General features: G+C 62.5%; 17 protein-coding genes, 1 tRNA gene and 1 pseudogene. 14 read left to right on the top strand and 5 right to left on the bottom strand.

Features of this window, described 5'->3' with window-relative positions; all coding sequences use genetic code 11:
• Nucleotides 1–26: 26 nt before the first annotated feature.
• Together ACQGNJ_RS02165 and ACQGNJ_RS02160 are read left to right on the top strand one after the other, a co-directional pair.
• Nucleotides 27–425, top strand: a complete 399-nt coding sequence (locus ACQGNJ_RS02165; RefSeq protein ID WP_426687587.1) for an RNA-binding S4 domain-containing protein — start codon at nucleotides 27–29, stop codon at nucleotides 423–425.
• Nucleotides 426–583: 158 nt separating this feature from the next.
• Nucleotides 584–1,237, top strand: a complete 654-nt coding sequence (locus ACQGNJ_RS02160; protein ID WP_426687586.1) for a response regulator — start codon at nucleotides 584–586, stop codon at nucleotides 1,235–1,237.
• 10 nt (nucleotides 1,238–1,247) lie between these two features.
• Here the strand turns inward: ACQGNJ_RS02160 and ACQGNJ_RS02155 are convergent, their stop codons facing one another.
• Complete coding sequence (locus tag ACQGNJ_RS02155; protein WP_426687585.1) at nucleotides 1,248–1,724, bottom strand: Lrp/AsnC family transcriptional regulator; 477 nt, start codon at nucleotides 1,722–1,724, stop codon at nucleotides 1,248–1,250.
• A gap of 94 nt (nucleotides 1,725–1,818) precedes the next feature.
• Here ACQGNJ_RS02155 and ACQGNJ_RS02150 point away from each other — a divergent pair, with 94 nt between their 5' ends.
• On the top strand, nucleotides 1,819–3,003 hold the full coding sequence (locus ACQGNJ_RS02150; RefSeq protein ID WP_426687584.1) for a trans-sulfuration enzyme family protein: 1,185 nt from the start codon (nucleotides 1,819–1,821) through the stop codon (nucleotides 3,001–3,003).
• A gap of 156 nt (nucleotides 3,004–3,159) precedes the next feature.
• Here the strand turns inward: ACQGNJ_RS02150 and mutS are convergent, their stop codons facing one another.
• Nucleotides 3,160–5,781: a DNA mismatch repair protein MutS gene (gene mutS, locus ACQGNJ_RS02145; protein WP_426687583.1), complete on the bottom strand. Its 2,622-nt coding sequence runs from the start codon at nucleotides 5,779–5,781 to the stop codon at nucleotides 3,160–3,162.
• Nucleotides 5,782–5,871: 90 nt separating this feature from the next.
• Between mutS and ACQGNJ_RS02140 the strand changes: the two genes are divergently transcribed.
• From ACQGNJ_RS02140 to ACQGNJ_RS02105, 8 genes are all read left to right on the top strand, one after another.
• Complete coding sequence (locus tag ACQGNJ_RS02140; RefSeq protein WP_426687582.1) at nucleotides 5,872–6,381, top strand: CinA family protein; 510 nt, start codon at nucleotides 5,872–5,874, stop codon at nucleotides 6,379–6,381.
• A gap of 145 nt (nucleotides 6,382–6,526) precedes the next feature.
• Nucleotides 6,527–7,564, top strand: a complete 1,038-nt coding sequence (gene recA / locus ACQGNJ_RS02135) for a recombinase RecA (protein WP_426687581.1) — start codon at nucleotides 6,527–6,529, stop codon at nucleotides 7,562–7,564.
• Between the two features lie 32 nt (nucleotides 7,565–7,596).
• The gene (locus ACQGNJ_RS02130; RefSeq protein ID WP_426687580.1) at nucleotides 7,597–8,133 is read left to right on the top strand and encodes a regulatory protein RecX; all 537 of its coding nucleotides are present in this window, start codon (nucleotides 7,597–7,599) and stop codon (nucleotides 8,131–8,133) included.
• Between the two features lie 83 nt (nucleotides 8,134–8,216).
• Nucleotides 8,217–10,844, top strand: a complete 2,628-nt coding sequence (gene alaS, locus ACQGNJ_RS02125) for an alanine--tRNA ligase (protein ID WP_426687579.1) — start codon at nucleotides 8,217–8,219, stop codon at nucleotides 10,842–10,844.
• A gap of 270 nt (nucleotides 10,845–11,114) precedes the next feature.
• On the top strand, nucleotides 11,115–11,318 hold the full coding sequence (gene csrA, locus ACQGNJ_RS02120; protein ID WP_426687578.1) for a carbon storage regulator CsrA: 204 nt from the start codon (nucleotides 11,115–11,117) through the stop codon (nucleotides 11,316–11,318).
• A 78-nt stretch (nucleotides 11,319–11,396) separates the two neighbouring features.
• Nucleotides 11,397–11,489, top strand: a tRNA-Ser gene (locus tag ACQGNJ_RS02115).
• A gap of 417 nt (nucleotides 11,490–11,906) precedes the next feature.
• Nucleotides 11,907–12,401 (top strand): hypothetical protein, encoded by a 495-nt coding sequence (locus ACQGNJ_RS02110; protein ID WP_426687577.1) that lies wholly within the window; start codon nucleotides 11,907–11,909, stop codon nucleotides 12,399–12,401.
• 144 nt (nucleotides 12,402–12,545) lie between these two features.
• On the top strand, nucleotides 12,546–13,604 hold the full coding sequence (locus ACQGNJ_RS02105; RefSeq protein ID WP_426687576.1) for a hypothetical protein: 1,059 nt from the start codon (nucleotides 12,546–12,548) through the stop codon (nucleotides 13,602–13,604).
• A gap of 135 nt (nucleotides 13,605–13,739) precedes the next feature.
• Here ACQGNJ_RS02105 and ACQGNJ_RS02100 read toward each other — a convergent pair whose 3' ends face one another.
• The gene (locus ACQGNJ_RS02100) at nucleotides 13,740–14,285 is read right to left on the bottom strand and encodes a hypothetical protein (protein WP_426687575.1); all 546 of its coding nucleotides are present in this window, start codon (nucleotides 14,283–14,285) and stop codon (nucleotides 13,740–13,742) included.
• 177 nt (nucleotides 14,286–14,462) lie between these two features.
• On the opposite strand from ACQGNJ_RS02100, the gene ACQGNJ_RS02095 reads away from it, so the two are divergent.
• Nucleotides 14,463–15,629, top strand: coding sequence for a phospholipase D-like domain-containing protein (locus tag ACQGNJ_RS02095; protein WP_426687574.1), 1,167 nt, complete (start codon nucleotides 14,463–14,465; stop codon nucleotides 15,627–15,629).
• 357 nt (nucleotides 15,630–15,986) lie between these two features.
• Here ACQGNJ_RS02095 and ACQGNJ_RS02090 read toward each other — a convergent pair whose 3' ends face one another.
• Nucleotides 15,987–19,079, bottom strand: coding sequence for a TrlF family AAA-like ATPase (locus ACQGNJ_RS02090; RefSeq protein WP_426687610.1), 3,093 nt, complete (start codon nucleotides 19,077–19,079; stop codon nucleotides 15,987–15,989).
• Between the two features lie 713 nt (nucleotides 19,080–19,792).
• On the opposite strand from ACQGNJ_RS02090, the pseudogene ACQGNJ_RS02085 reads away from it, so the two are divergent.
• Both ACQGNJ_RS02085 and ACQGNJ_RS02080 read left to right on the top strand, forming a co-directional pair.
• A pseudogene (locus tag ACQGNJ_RS02085) lies at nucleotides 19,793–20,838 on the top strand (nucleoid-associated protein).
• Entirely contained in the window at nucleotides 20,822–22,087 is a 1,266-nt protein-coding gene (locus ACQGNJ_RS02080; protein WP_426687573.1) for a hypothetical protein, read from the top strand. Before ACQGNJ_RS02085 ends, ACQGNJ_RS02080 begins: the two are co-directional and overlap by 17 nt.
• Nucleotides 22,088–22,442: 355 nt before the next feature.
• On the opposite strand, the gene ACQGNJ_RS02075 is transcribed toward ACQGNJ_RS02080, so the two are convergent.
• Nucleotides 22,443–22,601 (bottom strand): hypothetical protein, encoded by a 159-nt coding sequence (locus ACQGNJ_RS02075; protein WP_426687572.1) that lies wholly within the window; start codon nucleotides 22,599–22,601, stop codon nucleotides 22,443–22,445.
• Nucleotides 22,602–22,802: the final 201 nt, after the last annotated feature.

The raw sequence follows: 22,802 nt of genomic DNA, 5'->3' as shown, positions 1-22,802 counted from the left end.
GTTGGCACTGGCGCGCGCATGGCGCCATGAGCAGGATCCCCACGCCGGAAACCGGCACCACCCGGGTCGATGTATGGCTGTGGGCGGCGCGCTTCTTCAAGACCCGCAGCCTCGCCAGGCAGGCGATTGATGGCGGTCACATCGAGGTCAACGACGCGGGCTGCAAGCCGGCCAGGACGCTGCGCGTGGGCGATCGCCTGAAGATCAGTCGCGGCGCGGAGCGGCTGGACGTCGAGGTGCTGGCGTTGTCCGATCGGCGCGGGCCGGCCAGCGTGGCGCAGGCACTTTATGCCGAGACCGAGTCCAGCCGCGTGACACGCGAAGCGGCGCGCGAGCTGCATCGACTGGTCGGCCCCGGCGGGCCGCCGCAGCGTCCGGACAAACAGGCACGCCGTGATCTGCGACGACTCAAGCACGATCGCTGAGCACGGACACGTGCCGGACTCGCGATGGCCCCCGGGAAGCGGGTTTCTTCACGTGCTCTGAGCAGTGCTTCGCAGAATAACCGGCGTGGAAGGAGGAATATCCCTTCAAATCCACGGGTTGGCGAAATAAACCAGCCCATACGGCCGCGGAGGCTTGCATGGACGGACACGCACTGATGAACGGCATCGGTTTTTTCAAGCGCCTGCTCGGCAACCATGCCGCGGCCAGCCATCGCGTGGAGCCGCAGGCAGCCTTGGGCGCGCCGATGCTGGTGGTTGATGATTCGCCCACGATCTGCGCCGTGCTGGGCAAGATGCTGCGTCAGGATGGCTATGCCGTGCTCAAGGCCGCCGACGGCAAGACGGCGATCGAACTGGCGCGCAGCGAGCAACCCAGCCTGATCTTTCTGGACATCGTGATGCCGGGCATGAACGGTTTCGCGGTGCTGCGTGCGCTGCGCCATGACCCGCTGACGCGGGATATTCCGATCGTGATGATCAGCGGCAATCCGCAGGCCACCGAACAGTTCTACGTGCAACGTTTCGGCGCCGACGATTTCATGCAGAAGCCGTTCGATCGCGATGAGGTGTATCTGCGGATCGGTCAGCTGGTGCAGTCGGGGCGGCTGCCCGGCCGGGTGGATGCGCCCCAGCTTGAGCAGCCCGCCGCCGCTGCGGCGGCGGTGGAGTTGTCCGCCGAGGATCTGGCCGACATTCCGGATATCGCCATGCCCGATGCGCAGGTGACCGCGCAGCTGGCTCCGTCAACGCTGCCGCCGCTCGCCTTGAAGCTGGCGCCCGGCCTCGCCTGACTCCGGGCGCTCAGCCTTCATCCACCGTGCGGTAGATCGGCACGTCCGGATTGCGGCGGAAGGTGAAGATCAGACTGGTCTCGATGTGCGCCACTTCCGGCCGGGTGGTGAACGCATCCAGCGCGAAATCGCGCAGGTGGTCGCTGTCGGCCACCGCCACGTGCAGCAGGTAGTCGTTGGCGCCCGCCACGTGATAGAACGCCAGTACCTCGCGCAAGGTCAGCAGGTAGGCGTGAAACGCATCCAGATCTTCGCGTGAGTGGCGCGCCAGACGCACGCTGATCATCGCCTGCAGACCGATGCCCACGGCCGCCGGGGCGACCTCGGCGTGGTAGCCGCTGATGGCGCCGCTCTCGCGCAGGCGACGCACCCGTTCCAGCGCCGTCGAGGGCGCCACGCCAACGCGCTCGGCGAGGGTCTTGTTGGGCACCCGCGCGTTCTTCCGCAATTCGCGCAGTATCTCGAAGTCGATTCGGTCCAGACGCATGAATAGGGCTTGCTCGAAATATAATTCGGTGGCAGGTTTTAAGCATAATGGATGATTCTAGTATCGACCCATTCTTTCGAATGGGGTTGAGCTCATGGCGCGTCTTGAAACACTGGGTGTGCATGCCGGTCGGGAAGATTTCGGCGAACTGGGCGTGCATGCCCCGCCGCTGGATCTGTCGACCACCTATCCAGTGCGTGACCTGGCCGAGGGCACCGACAGTTTCGACGCGCTGGTGGGCGGCGCGGCGACGGCGGCCAACCCGATCTATGCGCGTCTGCACAATCCCACGGTGGCGCGTTTCGAGAACGCGCTGGCGCAACTGGAAGGCACCACCGACGCGGTCGCGTTCGGCTCCGGCATGGCGGCGCTGTCCGCCTGCCTGCTCGCCGCGGGCCAGCGCGGCAAGCATGTGCTGGCGGTGCGCCCGCTGTATGGCACCAACGATCACCTGCTCAACTCGGGCCTGCTCGGCATCACCACGCGGTGGGTGAAGCCGCAGGAGGTGGCCGGCGCGATCAATGCGGAGACGGCGCTGGTGATCATCGAGACGCCGGCGAATCCGACCCTGGACCTGATCGACATCGCCGCGGTGGTGAAGGCCGCCGGCGCGGCGCCGGTGCTGGTCGATTCCACCTTCGCCACGCCGGTGTTGCAGCAGCCGGCGTCGCTGGGTGCCACCCTGGTGCTGCACAGCGCGACCAAGTTCCTCGGCGGTCATGGTGACGTGATGGCCGGCGTGGTCGCCTGCAACGCGGAGTGGGCTTCGGCCTTGCGTCAGGTGCGCGCGGCCACCGGCGGCCTGCTGCATCCGCTGGGCGCCTACCTGTTGCATCGCGGCCTGCAGACGCTGTCGCTGCGCGTGCTGAAAGCGCAGGACAACGCGCGGCAGCTGGCCAAACGACTGGCGGCGCATCCGGCAGTGGCCAAGGTTTGCTATCCCGGCCTCGGCACGGTAGCCAATGCGCATCTGGTTGATACGCAGATGCACGGCCCGGGCAGCCTGATGGCGTTCGAGATGCATGGCGGTCATGCCGCCGCCAGCGCGGTGATGGCGGCGGTGAAGCTGGCGACACCGGCGGTGAGCCTGGGCTCGGTCGATACGCTGATCCAGCACCCCGCCGGGCTGACCCATCGCGTCGTCGACGCCGCCACCCAGGCACTGCACGGCATCACGCCTGGACTGCTGCGCCTGTCGGTCGGCATCGAGCATGTCGAGGATTTGTGGGCCGATCTGCGTCAGGCGCTGGATGCGGCGCGGCTCAGCGAAGCGGCCTGACGAATCAGGCCGCTTGCGGGCGGCGACGGTTGGGGAGGGGTATCGCCGGTCCTGATCATCGGCGATTGGCTGGGAGGGCCTGGAGAGGCCGGCGTCACGCGACGCCGGCCTTTTTTCATGGCGCAGTCGCCGCCATCCGCCATCCACCATCCACCATCAACGCAGCGACTTGAGCCGATACAACGCCTCAAGCGCCTCGCGCGGACTCAGCGCATCCGGATCAAGCGCTTCCAGCGCGTGCTCTGCGGCCGAAGGTTGCGCCGGTGCGAACAAACCCAACTGCGGCGAGGCTTCGGCGGCGCGTGCGGAGGCGTTGGTGTGCTGGTGCACGCCGCGCTCGAGTTCGGCCAGCGTGCGCCTGGCATCGGCGATCACCGATTTCGGCAGTCCGGCCAGTGCGGCGACCTGCAAGCCAAAGCTGCGGTTGGCGGGGCCTTCCTTCACCGCGTGCATGAAGACCAGTTGTTCACCGTACTCGACGGCGTCCAGGTGCACGTTGGCAATGGCCGGGAATTCGCTGGCCAGTTCGGTCAGCTCGAAGTAGTGCGTGGCGAACAAGGTATAGGCGCGACTGCTGCGCGCCAGGTGCACGGCGGCGGCGCGGGCCAGCGAAAGGCCATCGTAGGTACTGGTGCCGCGGCCGACTTCGTCCATCAGTACCAGGCTTTCGGCGGTCGCGTTGTGCAGGATGTTCGCGGTCTCGCTCATTTCCACCATGAAGGTGGACTGGCCGCGCGAGAGGTCGTCGCCGGCGCCGATGCGGGTGAAGATGCGGTCGATCGGGCCGATCACGGCGCGACTGGCCGGCACGTAGCTGCCGATGTGGGCGAGCAGCACGATCAGCGCGTTCTGCCGCATGTAGGTGGATTTGCCGCCCATGTTGGGGCCGGTGATCACCAGCATGCGACGGCTGTCGTCGAGCCGCAGATCGTTCGGTTCGAACGGCTCGTCGCGGACTTTCTCCACCACCGGATGGCGGCCGCGTTCGATCGCGATGCCGGGTTCGTCGGTGAGCTCGGGCGCGTTCCAGTCCAGTGCCTCGGCACGCTCGGCCAGGGTCGCCAGCACGTCCAGTTCGGCCATCGCACTGGCAGCGGCTTTCAGCGGTTCGAGTTTGTCGGTGAGCGTGTCGAGCAGCGCTTCGTACAGCGCGCGCTCGCGCATCAATGAGCGCTCCTTCGCCGACAACACCTTGTCCTCGAAGGTCTTCAGCTCCTCGGTGATGTAGCGCTCGGCGTTCTTGGTGGTCTGCCGGCGGGTGTAGTGCGTGGGCGCCTTGTCCGATTGGGCGCGGCTGATCTCGATGTAATAACCGTGCACGCGGTTGTAGCCGACCTTGAGCGTGCTGATGCCGCTGGCGGCTTTCTCGCGTTCCTCCAGTTCGACCAGGTACTGGTCGGCGTGGGTGGACAGCCGGCGCAGTTCGTCCAGTTCCGCGTCGTAGCCGTCGGCGATCACGCCGCCGTCGCGCTGCAGCACCGGCGGCTGTTCGACCACGGCGCGGGCGAGCAGGGCGGCGCTGTCGGCGTGATCGCCGATGCGCTGCACCAGCGTATGCAGCAGCGGAGAAGTCTGTTGTTGAAGAGCGCGGTCAAGGATGGCCGCTTCTTGATTCTGGCGATCAAGGATGATCGCACCAATACCCTTCGCCGCGGCGAGGCCGTCGCGCAAGGTGGACAGGTCGCGCGGTCGCGCCGAACGCAAAGCCACGCGGGCGAGAATGCGCTCAAGGTCGCCGATGCCGCGCAACTGTTCACGCAGGCTGTCGTGGCGACGGCTGTCGATCAGCATGCCGATCGCCTGGTGACGCTGGCGCAGCAGGCTGCGCGAGCGCAACGGTCGGGTCAGCCAGCGGCGCAGCTGGCGCGCGCCCATCGGTGTCACGGTTTCGTCCAGCACGCCGAGCAGGCTGTGTTCGGTGCGCCCGCTGGGATGGGTGTCCAGCTCCAGGTTGCGGCGGGTGGCGGCATCCAGCGCGATCGTTTCGCTGGCGCTTTCCACCGCCATGCCGGTGAGGTGCGGCAGCGCGCTCTTCTGGGTTTCCTCGACGTAGCCGAGCAGGCAGCCGGCAGCGGCAATCGCCAACGGCATGCCGTCCACGCCGAAGCCGCCCAGGTCACGCGTACCGAAAAAGCGGTTGAGCTCGCGTTTGGCCGCGTCGGCGTCGAAGTGCCATGGTGGGCGCTTGCGCAAGCCGGGCAGGCTGCTGACCAGCTTCGGCCACACCACATCCTCGCCGACCAGGGTTTCGGCCGGCTGCAGGCGCGCCAGTTCGGCAGCCAGCGCTTCGGCACTGGGTACTTCGCTGAGCAGGAAGCGGCCGCTGGACAGGTCGACCCAGGCCAGGCCATAGCTGGCATTCGGACCGGCGGCAATCGACAGCAGCAGATTGTCGCGGCGGTCCTCCAGCAGCGCGGCGTCCGTCACCGTGCCGGGCGTGATGATGCGCACCACCTTGCGCTCGACGATGCCCTTGGCCAGCGCCGGATCGCCGATCTGCTCGCAGATCGCCACCGACTCGCCCAGCCGCACCAGCCGCGCCAGGTAATTTTCCGCCGCGTGATACGGCACCCCGGCCATCGGGATCGGTGCGCCGGCAGACTGCCCGCGCTGGGTCAGGGTGATGTCGAGCAGTCGCGCCGCCTTGCGCGCATCGTCATAGAACAGCTCGTAAAAGTCGCCCATGCGGAAGAACAGCAACACCTCCGGGTGCTCGGCCTTGGCCGACAAGTACTGGCGCATGAACGGGGTGTGCTTGGTGAGATCGTCGTGGCTCATGCAATGCAAGTCTTGGCGTGGTCGCGCGGAACAGGTAGAACGGTGCCTTCGCGCGTGGCGCAAAGTGCATTCAAGTCCCGGGAGTCTCGCATGGAGTTGTCGTCTGTTCCTACCGATGCCGAGCTGTTTCAGCTGGCAGGCGAGGTTGCTGCCGAGGTGCAGCGCTGCCGGCTGATGCTGGTAACGGCCGAATCGTGCAGCGGCGGCTGGATCGCCAAGACCCTGACCGACCTGCCAGGCAGCTCGGCCTGGTTCGATGCCGGCGTGGTGACCTATAGCTACGAGGCAAAGGAAGCCCTGCTCGGGGTCAATCCGCGCACGCTGGAACATGCCGGTGCGGTCAGCGAGGAGACCGTGCTGGAGATGGTCTCCGGTGCGCTGGCGCGGTTCGGCGCCGGGGTGGCGGTGGCGGTAACCGGGATCGCCGGGCCATCCGGCGGCACTCCGGACAAGCCGGTGGGCACGGTGTGGATCGGCTGGAAGCGTCGCGGTGGCTACGGCCACGCGAAGCTGTTCCATTTTCCCGGTGATCGTGAGGCGGTACGCCGACAGACGGTGGCGGCCGCGCTCATCGGCCTGCGCAAAGCGCTGACCGAATGAAGCGCGCTCCGCCGCCAGACCGGCTTGACCGGTGTGGGATACTGCTTGCGCAAACGCCGATTCGCGTCGATGGCGCAGATCGCAGCCCGTGAGATTCGACCCGGGCATCATGCTTCCCATTCACAGCCCAACCGGAACAAAGACGATGGATGACAACAAGCGCAAGGCGCTCACTTCCGCCCTCGGCCAGATCGAAAAGCAGTTCGGCAAGGGCGCGATCATGCGCATGGGCGATCGCGTCAACGAAGCCATCGAGACGGTTTCCACCGGTTCGCTGGGGCTGGACATTGCGCTGGGCGTCGGCGGCCTGCCGCGTGGCCGCGTGGTCGAGATCTACGGCCCGGAGTCGTCCGGCAAGACCACCATGACCCTGCAGGCGATCGCCAGCTGCCAGCGCGCCGGCGGCACCGCCGCGTTCATCGACGCCGAGCACGCGCTCGACCCGACCTACGCGGAAAAGCTCGGCGTCAAGGTCGACGACCTGCTGGTGTCGCAGCCGGACACCGGCGAGCAGGCGCTGGAGATCGCCGACATGCTGGTGCGTTCGGGCGCGGTGGACATGGTCGTGGTCGACTCGGTCGCCGCGCTGACCCCCAAGGCGGAAATCGAGGGCGAGATGGGCGACTCCCATGTGGGCCTGCACGCCCGCCTGATGAGCCAGGCGCTGCGCAAGCTCACCGCCAACATCAAGAAGTCCGGCACGCTGGTGATCTTCATCAACCAGATCCGCATGAAGATCGGCGTGATGTTCGGCAGCCCGGAAACCACCACCGGCGGCAACGCGCTGAAGTTCTACGCCTCGGTGCGGCTGGACATCCGCCGCATCGGCGCGGTGAAGAAGGGTGACGAGATCATCGGTTCGGAAACCCGCGTCAAGGTGGTCAAGAACAAGGTGGCGCCGCCGTTCCGCCAGGCCGAGTTCGAGATCCTGTACGGCGAGGGCACTTCGCGCGAGGGCGAGATCATCGAGCTGGGCGTGCGCGAAAACCTGATCGACAAGTCCGGCGCCTGGTACAGCTACAAGGGCGACCGCATCGGCCAGGGCAAGGAAAACGTGCGCCAGTTCCTGCGCGACAACCCGGCCATCGCCAACGAAGTGGATGCCGAGCTGCGTGCCCGCCTGCTGGTGCCGGTCGGCAAGCCTGCCGCTGCGGCAGCGGAAGAGGCGCTCGAGGAAGTGTGAGCGGTGACTTGTAACAGTCTGCTGCAGAAAACATGGTCCGGCTTGCCCGGACCATGTCCGTTTGCATGGTCATGAAGCGTCCGCCCGGCAAGGACGCCCCCGCCAAGCCGAAGCGCAGCGCCTACGACAAGGCGCTCGGGCTGCTGGCCCGTCGCGAACATTCGCGCAAGGAGCTGAAAACCAAGCTGCGCCAGGGCGGTTACGAGGGCGACGAAACCAGTGAGGCGATCGATCGTCTTGGCGAACAGCATTACCAGGATGACGACCGCTTCGGCGAAGTGCTGCTGCGCAGCCGGATTGCACAAGGTTACGGCCCGATGCGATTGAGGATGGAGCTGAAAACCCACGGTTTGTCCGACGCGCGCATTCGCCAGTTGCTGGACGCCGCCGAGGTTGACTGGGACGCGTCCGCTGCCGCCCAGCTTCGCCGTCGTTATGGCGGTGCAGCCCATGCAGACCCCGCCGACCGGGCCCGCCGGGCGCAGTTCCTCTTGCGTCGCGGCTTTGCGGCCGCCACAGTACGGAGTGTCACCCACGCCGACGTGGACGACGCCGACGACATTTCCTGAGACCCCTCGCCCAACGGCCATGGATTGACGGAGCGATTGGCTCGATCGCGGCGTGGCCTTTGCCGCCAGCCATCGCGATCCGCATGAAAACCTCCGAAATCCGCTCCGCCTTTCTCGACTATTTTCGTTCCAGGGACCACACCATCGTGCCGTCCAGCTCGCTGGTGCCATCCAGCGACCCGACCTTGCTGTTTACCAACTCCGGCATGGTGCAGTTCAAGAACGTGTTCCTCGGCAGCGAGAAACCAGGTTACGTGCGCGCCGCCGACGTGCAGCGCTGCCTGCGCGCGGGCGGCAAGCACAACGATCTCGACGCGGTGGGCTATACCGCGCGCCACCACACCTTCTTCGAGATGCTGGGCAACTGGTCGTTCGGCGACTACTTCAAGCGCGACGCGATCGCCTACGCATGGGAACTGCTGACCGAAGTCTTCAAGCTGCCGGCGGACAAGCTGTGGGTCACCGTCTACCACACCGATGACGAAGCCTTCGACATCTGGAACAAGCAGGTCGGCGTACCCGCCGAACGCATCGTGCGAATCGGCGACAACAAGGGCGCGCCGTATGCCTCGGACAATTTCTGGCAGATGGCCGATACCGGCCCGTGCGGCCCATGCACCGAGATCTTCTACGACCACGGCGCGGACATCGCCGGCGGTCCGCCCGGTTCGCCGGACGAGGATGGCGACCGCTACATCGAGATCTGGAACCTGGTGTTCATGCAGTTCGACCGTGCGCCTGATGGCACGCTGAGCCCGCTGCCGGCGCCGTGCGTGGATACCGGCATGGGCCTGGAGCGCCTGGCCGCGGTGCTGCAGCACGTGCATTCGAACTACGAGATCGACCTGTTTGCGCACTTGATCCGCGTTGCTGGCGAACTTACCGGCACGCAGGATCTCTCCAACAAGTCGCTGCGCGTGATTGCCGACCATATCCGCGCCTGTTCCTTCCTGATCGTCGACGGCGTGCTGCCGTCCAACGAGGGGCGCGGCTACGTCCTGCGCCGAATCATCCGCCGTGCGCTGCGGCATGGCTGGATGCTCGGCGTGCGTGGCGACTTCTTCTGGAAGATGGTGCGGCCGCTGGTCGAGGAAATGGGCGAAGCGTATCCCGAACTGCGGGCGAAACAGGCGTTCGTCGAGGATGCGCTGCGCACCGAGGAGCAGCGCTTCGGCGAGACGCTGGAACACGGCATGCGCCTGTTCGACGAGGTAGCCGGAAAGTCGGGCAAGACCATTCCCGGCGTCGACGCGTTCCGCCTGTACGACACTTACGGCTTCCCGGTCGACCTGACCGCCGATATCGCGCGCGAACGCGGGCTTGACGTCGACATGGCCGGCTTCGAGCGGGCCATGAACGAACAGCGCGAACGTGCCCGCGCCGCCGGCAAGTTCGAAGCCAGGGGCCAGATGCCGGCCGAGCTGGCCAGCCAGCTCCCGCCCACCGCCTTTCTGGGTTATGAGGCATTGCACGGTGCCGGCAGCAAGGTGCTCGGCATTGTGCGCGGCGGCAAGCAGGTGGACCGGTTGGCCGAGGGCGAGGAGGGTCTGCTGATCCTCGATCGCACGCCGTTCTATGCCGAGTCGGGCGGCCAGGTCGGCGACACCGGCACGCTGTCCGCCGCATCCGGTCGTTTCGAGGTCAGCGACACGCTGAAGATGGGTGGGGTGTTCTTTGGTCACGCCGGTCGCTGGCACGGCGCGCAGCCGCTGCGCAGCGGCGATGTGGTCGACGCCGAAGTCGATGCCTCGCGACGCCAGGCGATCGTGCTCAACCACTCAGCCACCCATTTGCTGCACGCGGCGCTGCGTCAGGTGCTGGGTACCCATGTCACGCAGAAGGGCTCGCTGGTCGCGGCCGAGCGACTGCGTTTCGATTTCTCGCACCACAAGCCGATGAGCCACGACGAGCTGGCCCGAATCGAGTCGATGGTGAATGCCGAGGTGCGCCGCAATGCGGTGGCCGAGACCCACAACATGGGCTACGACCAGGCGATCGAATTCGGCGCGATGGCGTTGTTCGGCGAGAAGTACGGCGACGAGGTGCGCGTGCTCAAGATGGGCGATTTTTCGACCGAGCTGTGCGGTGGCACGCACGTAGGACGCACCGGCGACATCGGCCTGTTCAAGATCGTCAGCGAGGCTGGCGTGGCCTCCGGCGTGCGCCGCATCGAGGCGGTCACCGGCGCCGGCGCGCTGGCGCATGTGGCCGACGAGGAACGCCGTCTCGCGGAGTTCTCGCAACTGCTTTCCAGCAGTGGCGACGACGCGGTGGAAAAGCTGCGGCAGCTGTTCGATCGGCAGAAAAAACTCGAGCGCGAACTGGAATCGCTGCGCAGCAAGGCGGCCGGCTCCGCCACCGCCGACCTGGCCGCTTCGGCCATGGAGGTCGATGGCATCAAGGTGGTTGCCGCGCGCCTGGAAGGACTCGATGCCAAGTCGTTGCGCGACAGCATCGATCAGCTGAAGCAGCAGCTCGGCGACTGCGTGATCCTGCTCGCCGGTGCGGCAGATGGTCGCGTTTCACTGATCGCCGGGGTACACGGCAAGGCGCTGACCCGGGTCAAGGCAGGCGACGTCGTGGCGCACGTGGCCAGTCAGATCGACGGCAAGGGCGGTGGCCGACCGGACATGGCCCAGGGCGGCGGAATGGACACGCCCGACCTGCCAGCGCTGCTGGCGGCATTGCCGCAGTGGATTTCGGCGCGTTAGCCTTCGCCGGCGCTTGCACGTGCCATTCGTCACGATGTCGGCGGATTGCGCCGGAGAATCGTGCTCAGTTACTATCAAAACAGTGTCGACGCGGTCGAGAAAGGCCGCGTCGCCAGTCAGGACGCTAATGGAGTGTTTTGGCTGTGAGCCGGGAAGGCGGTAGGGCCTTCGACGGATCATTCGTCGAACTGCGGAAAGACGGACGCTCAGGGGTGAGGCAGCGTCGATCTGCAGGCCTGTGACCAACAGCTTTTATGGAGTAGCAAAATCATGTTGATTCTGACCCGCAGGGTCGGTGAGACCCTGATGATCGGCGACGAGGTGACCGTCACCGTTCTTGGCGTGAAAGGCAATCAGGTGCGCATCGGTATCAATGCACCGAAGACCGTGGCTGTGCATCGCGAAGAGATCTATCAGCGCATCAAGGGCGAAGGCGAACCCGGCAGTGGCTCCGATGAGTCCGTCGAACACTGATCGAGTGAATTAAGCCTTTACCTCGACCGCGCCGGTCAGTATCCTTGCCGGCTCCGCAGCAATGCGGAACAAAACCCCGGAGAGATGCCCGAGTGGCCGAAGGGGCTCCCCTGCTAAGGGAGTATCGGGCTAAACACCTGATCGAGGGTTCGAATCCCTCTCTCTCCGCCAACACCGTGGAATAAGTTGTTGATTGACAACAATTTATTTGTAAGCAAGAGCGGCTGGTATGCCATTTGGTATGCCAGCCGTTTTTGTTTCTGATTCGAGTTCGTTGTGTTTCGTTGCGCGTTTCTCTCTAGTCACTTCGTTGTAGGCACAGGAACGGACCATGCACGACCATCGCCTTCGAATGCGATTCGGGGACGCTCTAAAACGATTTTTCGATGCCTTCCTGCACAGCGGCGCAGATCGTCACCACTGTTGACGATGCTCGCGAAACGACTTGACCCAGTTTGCTACACGGGTGGCCAATTAGTTGACCGTCTCTTGTCGACCCAAAGGAGACATCCGACTAGCTGGCGCATAGCGAGTTTGAGTTAGGATTCGCAGCCGCTAGTGGGCGCGGTACAGCCTAAGGTTCCTCGTATGGACAGCAAAGAGCTATTGAACGTCATCGCAGCGGCGCTGACTTCGGTCACGGACCCGCACTACTACGAGGATGAGCGAGGGTTCCAAGGCGAGTTATACGCGCAACTGCGGCTGCGGCTGCGGGACATGGCGCTGCCGGAGGGCGCGTTGCTTCGGGAGGAGTACCAGAAGAGGTTGGCAGAGCATGGTCTGCGGATCCGTCCAGACATCATTCTCCACGAGCCGTTCGATCCTAGTCGGCATCGTGGTCGGGATGAGGGCAACCATGCGGCGATGGAGCTTAAGCGACGTGCCACTCCCGACACCGCCGCCAACGCGTTCAGGAACCTGGTCGCGATGATCGACGCCCTGAACTACCCGCTCGGCGTTTTCATCAACATCGATTCGCCGAAGACCTGGGCGGAATCGGTGCCCGAAGCCCATCGCGCGCGCATATTCTGTCTGGCGGCCCATCTCGATGAGAACGGCGAACCCCTGGTGGTTCGCGGCTGAGTCAGGGCTCAGGTCCCGGTCGTCGGAAATCGGGTCCCTCGAGCCTGCCGGGCCCGGCCCTGACCGCGCCTTGACGATCTAGGGCGGCTGGTGTTTTCTCCGGATATGGCCGGCATCCATACGCTCAACTCGCGCGGTAACGTCATGCTCTCGACCCTCCGCGAGCACTTCGCGTGGGTCGATGCGCAGACCTTTCGGGAAATCCAGCACTTCCACCGCGATCTGCTAGACATCCTTCGCGCGAAGCGCATCGACTACGCCTCCCTGCGAAGCGCGCTGACCCCGCAGCCGACCAAGCACGAGGCGGCGTTTCTGTTCGACGAAGACCGCTGCGACAACACGTTCGTGCCGGGCGTGGAATGTGCCGATGCGCTTTTAAGGGCGCTCGACCCCAAGACGACCCACAGCATCCTGGGCGGCGAGCTGGTCGACGATCGGGACGAGATCGCGCGCCCGCTGCTGGCCCGTTCGGCGGTGGTCGCCAAGGACCTCGATTTCAAGCACCCGTGCTTCTGCTACGTCCTCTACGTCAACAACCTCTCGGCAGCGAGCATCGCCGCCATCGACGGCAAGCTACGGGAGAACAATGCCTATCTCGGCTACGTCCCCTGCACCTATGCGAGTCTGGCCAAGACCTTCGTCTCGATGCGCCTGGTTCACCTGACGATCAAGCAGGGCGGCACTGTGATCCTCGGTCACGAGGATGACCGCCCGAACACCGAGAACCATAACCTCCATCTCCTCGACTACACCGCGCTCGGGCTTCGGCTGAAGAGCCTCCAGTCGATGTACTTCAGCACCTTCCTGTCCTACAAGCCCGAGCAGATGTTCCTGCAGGAATCGGACGACGACTTGGAGATCGCGCTGCGGTCGATGTCAGAGGAGGTCGCGCCGCTCGCTGAGTTCACGGTCGCCATAGGCGACGATAAATTCGACAAGTACCTCAAGACCGCCAAGCTGGGAAAGCTTAGGAGGGCCGGCCTCGACGGCCTGACCAAGGCCGAGCTGGAGGCCGCCATCCGCGAGAAGCTGCGGATGAGCTACCTCTACAACATGGAATGGGTCGACGAGGACACGCACCGGCTCAGCAAGTTCAACATCATGCTCGAGTTCCCGCGGCAGGACGGGCCGCCGGAGCGCATGGTGGTCGTCCTTGAGTACCGGCCCGCCGAGCGGATACTGAAGCTGATCACGGTGTCCTGATCGTGCAGGGCCGGGTGGCGGCATGACTGAGCTTGTCGCGACGCAGGAAGCGGGCGGGCTTGGCGCTACCTTTTCGGTCTCTGTGCCGCGCGTCCGGGGCAGATACCGACTTGAACACGGACGTCCGCCTTGCTTTCAGCAGATGATCGAGCGGTCTCGTAGCAGCCTCAGGAAGGTGACGTCGTCGCCATTGGAGATAACATATCCCTTGCGTATCAACCAAGAGTAGATGCCGAAGGCCAATGATTTTCCGAACGCAGACGCCCCGGCGTGGACTAGATGCCGTTTCGGCGATATCTGGTTGAGTTCGATGGGCCAATCTCCGAGTACCGCGCGGTGGAGGAACGCGACCTCTGCTTCGACAGCTTCCACGAAATGGCGAGATTCGGCGATTTTCCAGATGAATAGCTGGTATGGCCCGTCATATGTCGGCCAGCGGTACCCTTTTGCGTGGGCTTGGCTTATCCCGTAGGTGAAGCGTCCGAAGAAGTTGCTTGACGAGCAGCCCACGTACTGAATGATCTTATTGCTGACGATCACATAGACGCACGCGGTCGCGTTCCAGTTCTTGATCCGAGCCAGGCCACTCTTGTCCAGCGTCACGATCTTGCGACGCGCTTTCGCATCGCGGGTTATCTTCACCTTCAAGGTGACTCGATTGCTCGGAGCGGCGCATTCCATGTCTCTTCGTCCTGGTCGATTGGTTTGTCTTATATTGCGACCTTGCTCGCGTTTGAGGGAGTGACCCCAACGCGCGAGCGATTGCCGGCTTCATAGGAATGCCGACATCGCGCGGGCGGTCTGGCCACAACGCCGCGAAGCCCGCAATATTGCCGAACTGCCCCTCGGGATTGATTGATGTTCAGCCTGGAAAGCTTAACCTCCGACCGTACGCGCTCGATGGTCGCGAAGTGCCCGGGGTGTAGTAAACCGCACCACTACACCAATCTGCGGCATCCGATCATCAATGATCCAGGGTACTGGGAGGTGAGGTGTATGGAGTGCAGGGAGATTTTCTGCATTCCCGGCTTGCACGACGTCTTCGACTCGTACGCGGATGCGCAGGTCGACATCGTGAACAGAAGCGAGGACGACGTCGACGAGTCCCCGCACCCCGTGGCGACCGAGATCGCGATCTACCGGCTGGACTTGAACCGCCTAGCGTTGGTGTACGACCTGGCGAGCTGCGCACTCTACGAATGCCCCTGCGGGCAACCGCTGGATGAACTCGCCTATAAACAGCTAGCTGCTGAATTCGAAGACATACAGGGCGAATTCACGAGTCACTTGAACTATGCCCTCAAGGGCCACTTCAACGCGCACTATATGACGGTGGATGTCGCCTTCGAGTGTTCCTGCAGCCTGTCCCATACGGCCACGCTGTATACGCGCTTCCTGATCGACCCCGCGAAGCGGCCGAGGCTGGAGGACTACATCCTCGCAGATGTCAGCGGAGTGGAACTGGGAGAGGTGCTGGACGGAATCCGTTCGAAGACCGATGCGATGGATCTGCTCGGCAAGCTAATCCTGCGCTGGAACCTCTTGGCCGACCAGGTACTCGTCGCTTCTCCATTCGTCGGCCACCAATACATGTCGGCCGCAGAGCAGTTGACGATCTGGGAATGGCTCCTCGGTCTGCTCGATCCGCAGATCGCTATCTTCCTCACCCGGTCGACGACATGGAAGAGCTACCGCAGGGTGCTGGCGGACGCAGGGTTGCCTTCGGATGTGCTTGAGAACTTCGGCTTGGAGAACAAGGTCGTCTCCGCTGGGCAAAGCAAGCAGGACTTCCATGCCAAGTTCTATGCCGGCATCTCAGAAAACTGGAGCGAGGTCTACGCCGGCTCGGCAAATCTCGTCCGAGGTCCGTCCATCGAGAACACGTCATTCCGCCGCATGAGTCGCGATTCATTCGACCGCCGCTACTCGGATCAAATGAAGTTAAAGGAACCTCTTCCCGCTGCTGCTTTCAAGGCTTCCGAGAGATCTAAGAACATCTATCGAAGCTGTCCCAGGCGGGGTTAGCCGCGAGAGTAGATCAGGAGTCCGAATGCCTGTCGGGATCCTCGTGCGTGTTGTTGACCCGAAAGCCGCTCGATTGTCGAAGCTCGCTGTCCTGTTTCGAGGACGGTCTGCTGAATAGGGTGTGGCGCAGTGGCCACCGGCTTCTTTGAAGTGTTTCGGCGTGCCGCCTCCGGTCTCGTGGGCTGCGCCCCGCGCCTCCGGGAGTTGCGGCCATTCGGCTTTGATCCCTGATGCGTTCAGTCCTGGTGGACCTGCGCGCTCCGCTTGTGGGTCAGTGAGTGGGACAAGCGGTTCTGCGGTCCGGCCAGCGTACCCAATGACTGTGACTTCAAAGCCTTGTGCACCAGTGCATCTCCATCAAAGACCGTACTTGCGCTTCCGATTCTTAAAGGCAGGTTCGGTGCCCTCAAGAATTTCAACGACTGTCCTCTTGATCACTGGCGACTCGATGCCGCCAGAGACGTAATTGAACGTATTGGTCGCCTTGTCACAGGTCGCGCAAATGATTTGCTCGGCGTCGCAGACCACCGCCAAGTTCGGGTTGTGCGTCACCATAATGACTTGGCGCCGTTGCTTGGCCGCCTTGATGCACTTAACAAGCACCTTGAAGATGGTCTGGTTGTCTAGGTTCTCCTCGGGCTGGTCGATGATGATCGGGATGTCGTCCTTGTCCACGAGCAGGTAGAAGACGAGCAAAAGCAGGCCACGCTCGCCGGGCGAGAGCTGGCTGATCTCTTGCTGGTCGAACGTCAGCGAATACCTCGGCGCCAAATAGCTCATGCCGTAGAGGTAGTCGAGGATGTCTTGGGGCTCGCCACCCTTGCGGAGCTGATCGACGATCCGGGTCTCGCGGCCAGCGCCGGACTCGCGCCGGTCGAAGTGCAGCATGTCGTCGATGGTCTCGAGGAATTTCAGCGTCGAGTCCACATCTCCGAAGTTGACCTCCATGAGCAGCCCGCGCATGAGCTGATTGCTCTCGTCCACGCCTGAGAAGCTGCCCCGCGACTGCCGATTGATGCGAGGGAAGAACTGCTCCTGGAAGTTCGACTCTTCGATGCGCACGTCGAAGTCCAGAGGCAGGTGCATCTCCAACTGGGCGGCGGACTTGACGAACTGCTGCACCGGCTCATACAGGCGGCGGTATTCCTCGACGGTCTTGCCGATCTGCTCGTGGACGGCCCTGGCCAACTCCACCCGGTTTGCGCGCAGCGCCGCTAGTTTGTCGGGCAGGACGGCCAAGGATTCGATCTCGGCCTTGAACCATTCAATCGACTGGGGCTTGTGCTTGTTGCCGACAAGCTCCTCCTTGGCCTGCTCCCATTTGGCGATCTGGTCCCTGAAGATGATGAACAAGCGCTGCTTCTCGCCGAGCTTGCTCTTGATTTCAGCCATTGCCACCTCGGCCACCTCGCGCCGCTTGGAGAGGCCCGTGAGCTCTTGATTGGCGAGCGCCGCATCCACTCCGGCAATCGACTCTTTGGCGGCCTTGGCCAGCGCGTCGATCTTCGTGGTGTCTATCTTCAACTCGACCAGCTCGGAGGCTTTCAACTCCGCGCCAGCCTCGGCCAGCATGGGCGCCAGCTCAGCCACGAATTGATCGTGGGCCTTCTTGTGGTTGGCGATGGCCTGGGCGATACGGCTCAAGACGGCCTGGCACTTCGCGTCGGCAGCCTTCTTGTCGCGAAGCAGCTTCTCCTCTTCGCGAAGGTTTTTGAGTTCGTCCTCGAGCGCCTGAATTTTCTCGGTGGCCGCTGTCGATTCTTCCTGCGCGGCTTCCGACGCCGTGGGATCTTCCACCTGAGCGGGCTTCGAGGCCACGAGGGAGTTGAACTCTGCGATCTTGGCGTCGAGCTGCTCTTGCAGCGACTGCTTGAACTCCGGCGTGAGCCGGCGCTCGGTCTGCAAAATCTCGGCGTTGGCCTTCGAGATTTCCTTGATGACTTGCTCGCGCGCGCTGTCGATCTCGGCGACTCTAAAGTCGAGCAGCTCGTCCATCGAGGTGTAGCCTAGGCGGGCTTCTTCCGGGACGTGCGTGTAGATGATCTTGCGCAGTTCGGTGTCGAAGGTCGCCGAGCCGCCGTCGCCGAGTTCGTTGCACAGCGTCTCGAGGTAGCTCTGCGGCAGATACTTCACCCGCTCCACGCTTGTCTCGGACGGGTCTTGGTCGAGCTGGCGCTCGGACTCGGTGCCATCGTGCCATCCCAGCGCGCCGAGGAAGTGCTGCGCGAGCTTGTTCCTCGGATTGCGAAACCGCGTGTCTTTGAGGAACGAGAAGCTCTTGAAGTTCTTGGTGTCGCCGGCCAGGGCGGCGATGTCGGCCATCGCGCTCTTGCCGCTGCCCTTGTTGCCGATGATGGCGACCAAGTCATGGCTCAGCGGCATGTCCACGTTGAACCAAGTGTCGGCCAGCGTGGAGCTCGCCTTGCGGCCGATGCGAATTTTGGACGCGTATTTGGTGCGGTTGGCCTCGACCAGCAAGCGCTTGGACGGCGCGTCGCCGATGAACACGCGGTCCTCGAACTCGGTAATGGCTTGGACGAGGCCGTCGAAGGTGGCGTCGGCCTTGATCCAGGTGAAGCAGTTTCCGACGCGATCCTTGTTCTCCGAACTGCTCGGCGCGTGGGCATCCGAGCAGTCCAGGAGCGTGGCCTTGACGTTTGACTCCGAGAGCTTCTTACGAGCCGCGTCGTATGCGGCCGGATTGGCGGAGGCTGTGAAGACCAAGTCGGCCTGGTTGATGATGTTGCGCTTCTCGGCGATGGACTGGTCATCCCACTTGAGGTTGTCCCATTCCGTCTTGCCCACAGCGATCAGGTATTTGCCGGCGAAGTAGTGCTTGTCGAGCGCCTCGAGCACCTTTTCCAGGCTCACGCACAGGTTGTTGAAGCCCTCCTGCAAGTGCGGCGCATAGTCTCCTTGCTTGTCGGCCGGCGCCGACTCCACGATCATCTTGCCGAGTTCGGACAAGCTGTCGCGGGTGATGACGCCTTTCCACTTGCCCTTCCAGTCGCTGGAGTCGGGAATCAGTTGGTAGCTCGGAGTCAACGAGTTGAGGAACTGTTGCTGGATGACCTCGGAGTCCATCGCGTCGAAGATGACGTGCAGGTTGATGCGGTTCCAGCCGGACTGCGAGTAGGTCCCGTCCTTCTCCTTCTTGACCACCCCGGCGAACTTGTCCAAGCGCAGCTCGATGACGGGCAGCAGCAGGTCGATGTTCTTGAGCCGGCCTTGCTCGGACTTGGCTTTGCGCGCACGCTCGTAACCATCGATGAAGATGTAGTCGTTGATGCCGATGGCCTTGAACTCGGGCGGCAGGGCCTCGAGATCTTGAAGGAAGGCCTCCCACGCATCGTCTTGACTGGCGCCAGGGTAGTTGTGGACGACCGACGATGGAGTGTGGACGTGCAAGTCCCATTTTTTCCAAGTCGAGCCGGCAGGATCATTCGTCATTGGAGCTCCCTCCCTGAATTGTTGGCCGATGTAGGCTGTGGTTTCTTCCTGATGCAGGTGTTTCGTGTTCAACGTGCCTGCGTTAATTGAGTAGCAATTTGATGAGCCTGACCAAGAGGCTTTCGGAGCGCGGCCATGAAGGCACCTCGAGTACGCCGATTGAGTCTACAGGTGTCGTGGCCGCGCCGGAGGCGTGAAGACCAACAGCATCAGTTCCAGACCTGCAGGTGAGGCATGTACCATTCCCCGCCGATACGTCAGTGGCCCAAGCTCAACGTTGAGCGACCGGTCATCGGCGTAATCAACACAAACGACCTATCGCTCTGAATCAAAAGCCGCCGCCCCAGCATCCTCGCAGCGAGCGGCAGAAACCAGTCAAACGCGGACAGTCGGCCAAGCTTTCCCAACGTCCGCTTCTGGCCGGAAGCGGACGTAGGACAGGGCGATTAGGTGGTGTCATTGTGGGTAGGGCGGGCATCTGTTCCCCCACCAAACCGAAGGTGCATCGCGCACCGCGAAAGCAACGCTCCCTCGACGCCTCGGCAAGTAGGCCTGGCGACTTCGGGTTCGCACGCTAGAACCACAGGACGGCAAGGTGCTCTGGCGTCTCACTGTGCGCGACAACGGAATGTGAGGCTAGGCTTCGCCGCTGCAGGGCGATTTGAGGCGGTCGTCCACACGTCGTAAGCTGACAGCGACACAGGGGAGTCGGCATGGATATCAAGGAAGCGACAATTCATCAATTGAGCAAGGCCATCCAGACGCGCGGGGAAGGTTCGGTCACCCGGCATGAGCGCACCACGCCGCTGCCGATCGACGACACGCTCGGAACCATCAGCAAGGAGCTGTTGGCGATGTACTCCACGCGTTCGAACAGCACGGGTACTTTCGGTGAAGACCCGACCGTTCACCAGTTTCCGATCCTTTTGACTCGATATCATCAGGATGCGCTGTCGTTTTTCGAGTTCACGACTAAGTCTTTGAGGCTCATCGAGCAGGAAATGGCCAAGACGCTACTCGCCAGTGGCGGCTTCGTGCTTTTTTGCGTTACACGCAAAACAACAACGACTACCTGCTTGTCGCTGTTCTGAAGCTCAAGCCAGGTGCCGGTATCAATGAGCAAACGCTGGACCTAGAGCCCACGCTCAACATCGATATCAATCTCTTGCACGAAGCGGCGCGAATCAACCTCAGTCAGTACGAGGCCGGTGTGCAACCCTACCTAACCTTCATCCGCGGCAAGTCGCGGGCCGGCAGCGTGACCGAGTACTTCCGTACCGCTCTGGCGTGCCAAAATTTCACGAGCGCCAAGTTTCATACCGAATTGTTGATCAAGGCTGCCACGGACTTTGTCGAGGCGAGGGAAGATCTGACGACCGACGATGCGCGCCGGATCGAGCTGATCGACATGCGTGCAAGACTTTATGATTGCTTTGCGCAGAACCGGAAGGAAGTCGTGCTCCAAACGCTCGCAGCGGCGATCATGCCGGAAGACCCGGACAACTTTATGGACTTCATCCGCGACGCCGCTTTGGCCGATCGATATCAACTCTCGCACCGGTTCCAGCCGGATCGGAAAACGTTCGATCGACTCAAGCGCATTCAGGGCCGCATCGGCAAGACGATCACGCTCAGCTTCTCGGTCGAAGATGTGCAGCAAAGTCGCGTCGCTTACGACCCGGACGCCAACGTGATCATCCTGCGCGATCCGACGCGCGAGCTGATTCAAGGGATCGAAGACAATGCCCTCGCTCCCTAAAACACCCCACGACTGGGCGCGGTGGTTGTTCGCGAACCTCGAGCGTGTCCACGAACTCGGCAATGGGACCTATCGTGGCATCCTGCCGCTGGCGTATGACTTCGATACCGTGGTGGATGAGATTGATCGTTCCGCGCCTAAGGTGTGCGGACTCACTTTGGCGGCAAGCCGGTCGATTGAATTTTTGCCGGCCGCAGGCAACGTCTATCAGACCGTCGCACAACTGGTATGCACCCCCGTCAACCAGGAACGCGTGCCCGACCCATTTACCGTCCGCGAGCTCGCTTACACCACCCCTGCTGAGCCAGTTCCTGAACTCATACGGGGATATCTTCAGGCCGTTCAGCTGTGGTCGCTGGTCACGGAATTGGCTGATCACGTGATCAAAGTGCCGCCCTCGCTGTTCTTCATCGAGAGCCCTACGCGCAAGATCGAAGTCAGTTTGCGCTATGCCGCTGCGAACCTGCGGCCCTTGCCGGGCCTGGAGGAGTTCAGTAGTGACTTTGTAAGAACCGATTTGCATCGCGAACAAAAGCGCGACATGGTGCGCGCCGCCCTGATCGATATTCTGGGCCCAGGACGTACCACATTGGGCGCATTGATCGATCAGTTCGAGTTCTTCGTGCAGCAGGTGACAGATGCCTACGCTATTTTCGCTGCCGATTTTTCCTACCAGAAGGTTCGCTCCGAAATCGAAAAGCAAAACCTCGACGACACCTTACGCCTAAACAAGACACTCGCCGATATCCAGAATCAACTCCTGGCACTGCCCGCCGCGTTGATCCTCGCGGCAGGCAGCCTCGAGCCAGGGAATGGCGTCAAGAACGTCTCGATTGTGGTAGGAGTCATGATTTTCGCCGCCCTCATGATGGCTCTTGTGGGCAATCAGAAAAGTTCAGTCAGCTCGATCGCGAACGAAGTGAAACTGCGAAAGGAATTGGTGGACAAGCAACCCGTGGCTGTCGCCTCACGGTTTGCTGATGCGTTTACCGAAATCACCGTCCGCGTCAACAAGCAAAACCGCACCCTCAATGGCGTACTAGTTTTGATTGTCATCGTTGCGGTGCTTGTACTCGGCATGGCGTGGCATCTGCGCGTCGCATCGCCGCTCGGGAGCCGGACGACATCGCTTGATGCGCACTTGCCTACTACAGCCATGGCGACACCACCTCACGCGGCCAAAGAGTCGGCGCCGGCAGGCAACAACATGTTGACGCCACCTCATGACGTGGTTAGCAAGCCTAAATAAATGGCTCACACGGCCGCGGGAGAACAGTTGGCCCGACCAACTTGCCCTTGTTCCAAGGAACCCTGCGGTGTGCGCTTTTCATGGTTGAACCTCGCGGTGGGGTTTAGCCACTCGTTCAAGGCGGACGGCTACGCCGCCGCTTAACTCCAGCGTTAGGCCAATCATGGAAGCTCTCAGTGCAAACATTCTCATTGGGCTCGGTACGGGCTTAATTTCGGGTCTAGTAACCGGGCTTTACTCTGGACTCATCATTTCCAGACGCAATCGGTTTGACTCGTTTAGAGCAGAGCTGTTTCGTCACGTTAATAGCATCGAGTACATGCAGGAAACTAGCCACGTTCTTGTGAATCGCGGTTCAAGCGCCAAGCTTTTTCAAGTGGCTAGCGACTTTGCCCACTTTGGGCATCCCGTAGCTGCGGAAGCGATCCTTTCGGGCAACAAGCGAGTCTCCTCCGCGGTCCACGATGCGGAGAGGGGCGCAATCGACGCCGACGCCCTTGAAGAACAGCTTCACGCAGTAGGTGACTCCTTCAGATCGATCAGCCCATCTTTCAGACTTTATTTACCCTGGGGACAGGTCTAATAATTCCTTAGGAGACTTCCGGTCAACCCCGGGTGCATGATGCTTTTGCCCTGAGCTTTCGGGCCACTGCTGTCGATCGTGTTGTGCTTCGTGTTGCGTGCTGCTTGTCAGGTTGATGCGGCGTCAAACGTT

It is taken from the genome of Rhodanobacter ginsengiterrae, from assembly GCF_050026815.1.
Taxonomy (GTDB): domain Bacteria; phylum Pseudomonadota; class Gammaproteobacteria; order Xanthomonadales; family Rhodanobacteraceae; genus Rhodanobacter; species Rhodanobacter ginsengiterrae.
Note: the sequence above shows the minus strand (reverse complement) of the source record. Positions and strands in the feature narration are given on the sequence as shown.

Coding starts and splice junctions, on each gene's coding strand:
- ACQGNJ_RS02105 (WP_426687576.1), top strand. CDS start 12,546: ATGCTCTCGACCCTCCGCGAGCACTTCGCGTGGGTCGATGCGCAGACC.
- ACQGNJ_RS02165 (WP_426687587.1), top strand. CDS start 27: ATGAGCAGGATCCCCACGCCGGAAACCGGCACCACCCGGGTCGATGTA.
- ACQGNJ_RS02095 (WP_426687574.1), top strand. CDS start 14,463: ATGTTCAGCCTGGAAAGCTTAACCTCCGACCGTACGCGCTCGATGGTC.
- ACQGNJ_RS02150 (WP_426687584.1), top strand. CDS start 1,819: ATGGCGCGTCTTGAAACACTGGGTGTGCATGCCGGTCGGGAAGATTTC.
- ACQGNJ_RS02090 (WP_426687610.1), bottom strand. CDS start 19,079: ATGACGAATGATCCTGCCGGCTCGACTTGGAAAAAATGGGACTTGCAC.
- alaS (WP_426687579.1), top strand. CDS start 8,217: ATGAAAACCTCCGAAATCCGCTCCGCCTTTCTCGACTATTTTCGTTCC.
- ACQGNJ_RS02160 (WP_426687586.1), top strand. CDS start 584: ATGGACGGACACGCACTGATGAACGGCATCGGTTTTTTCAAGCGCCTG.
- ACQGNJ_RS02110 (WP_426687577.1), top strand. CDS start 11,907: ATGGACAGCAAAGAGCTATTGAACGTCATCGCAGCGGCGCTGACTTCG.
- ACQGNJ_RS02155 (WP_426687585.1), bottom strand. CDS start 1,724: ATGCGTCTGGACCGAATCGACTTCGAGATACTGCGCGAATTGCGGAAG.
- ACQGNJ_RS02080 (WP_426687573.1), top strand. CDS start 20,822: ATGCCCTCGCTCCCTAAAACACCCCACGACTGGGCGCGGTGGTTGTTC.
- ACQGNJ_RS02130 (WP_426687580.1), top strand. CDS start 7,597: ATGGTCCGGCTTGCCCGGACCATGTCCGTTTGCATGGTCATGAAGCGT.
- ACQGNJ_RS02140 (WP_426687582.1), top strand. CDS start 5,872: ATGGAGTTGTCGTCTGTTCCTACCGATGCCGAGCTGTTTCAGCTGGCA.
- mutS (WP_426687583.1), bottom strand. CDS start 5,781: ATGAGCCACGACGATCTCACCAAGCACACCCCGTTCATGCGCCAGTAC.
- ACQGNJ_RS02100 (WP_426687575.1), bottom strand. CDS start 14,285: ATGGAATGCGCCGCTCCGAGCAATCGAGTCACCTTGAAGGTGAAGATA.
- recA (WP_426687581.1), top strand. CDS start 6,527: ATGGATGACAACAAGCGCAAGGCGCTCACTTCCGCCCTCGGCCAGATC.
- csrA (WP_426687578.1), top strand. CDS start 11,115: ATGTTGATTCTGACCCGCAGGGTCGGTGAGACCCTGATGATCGGCGAC.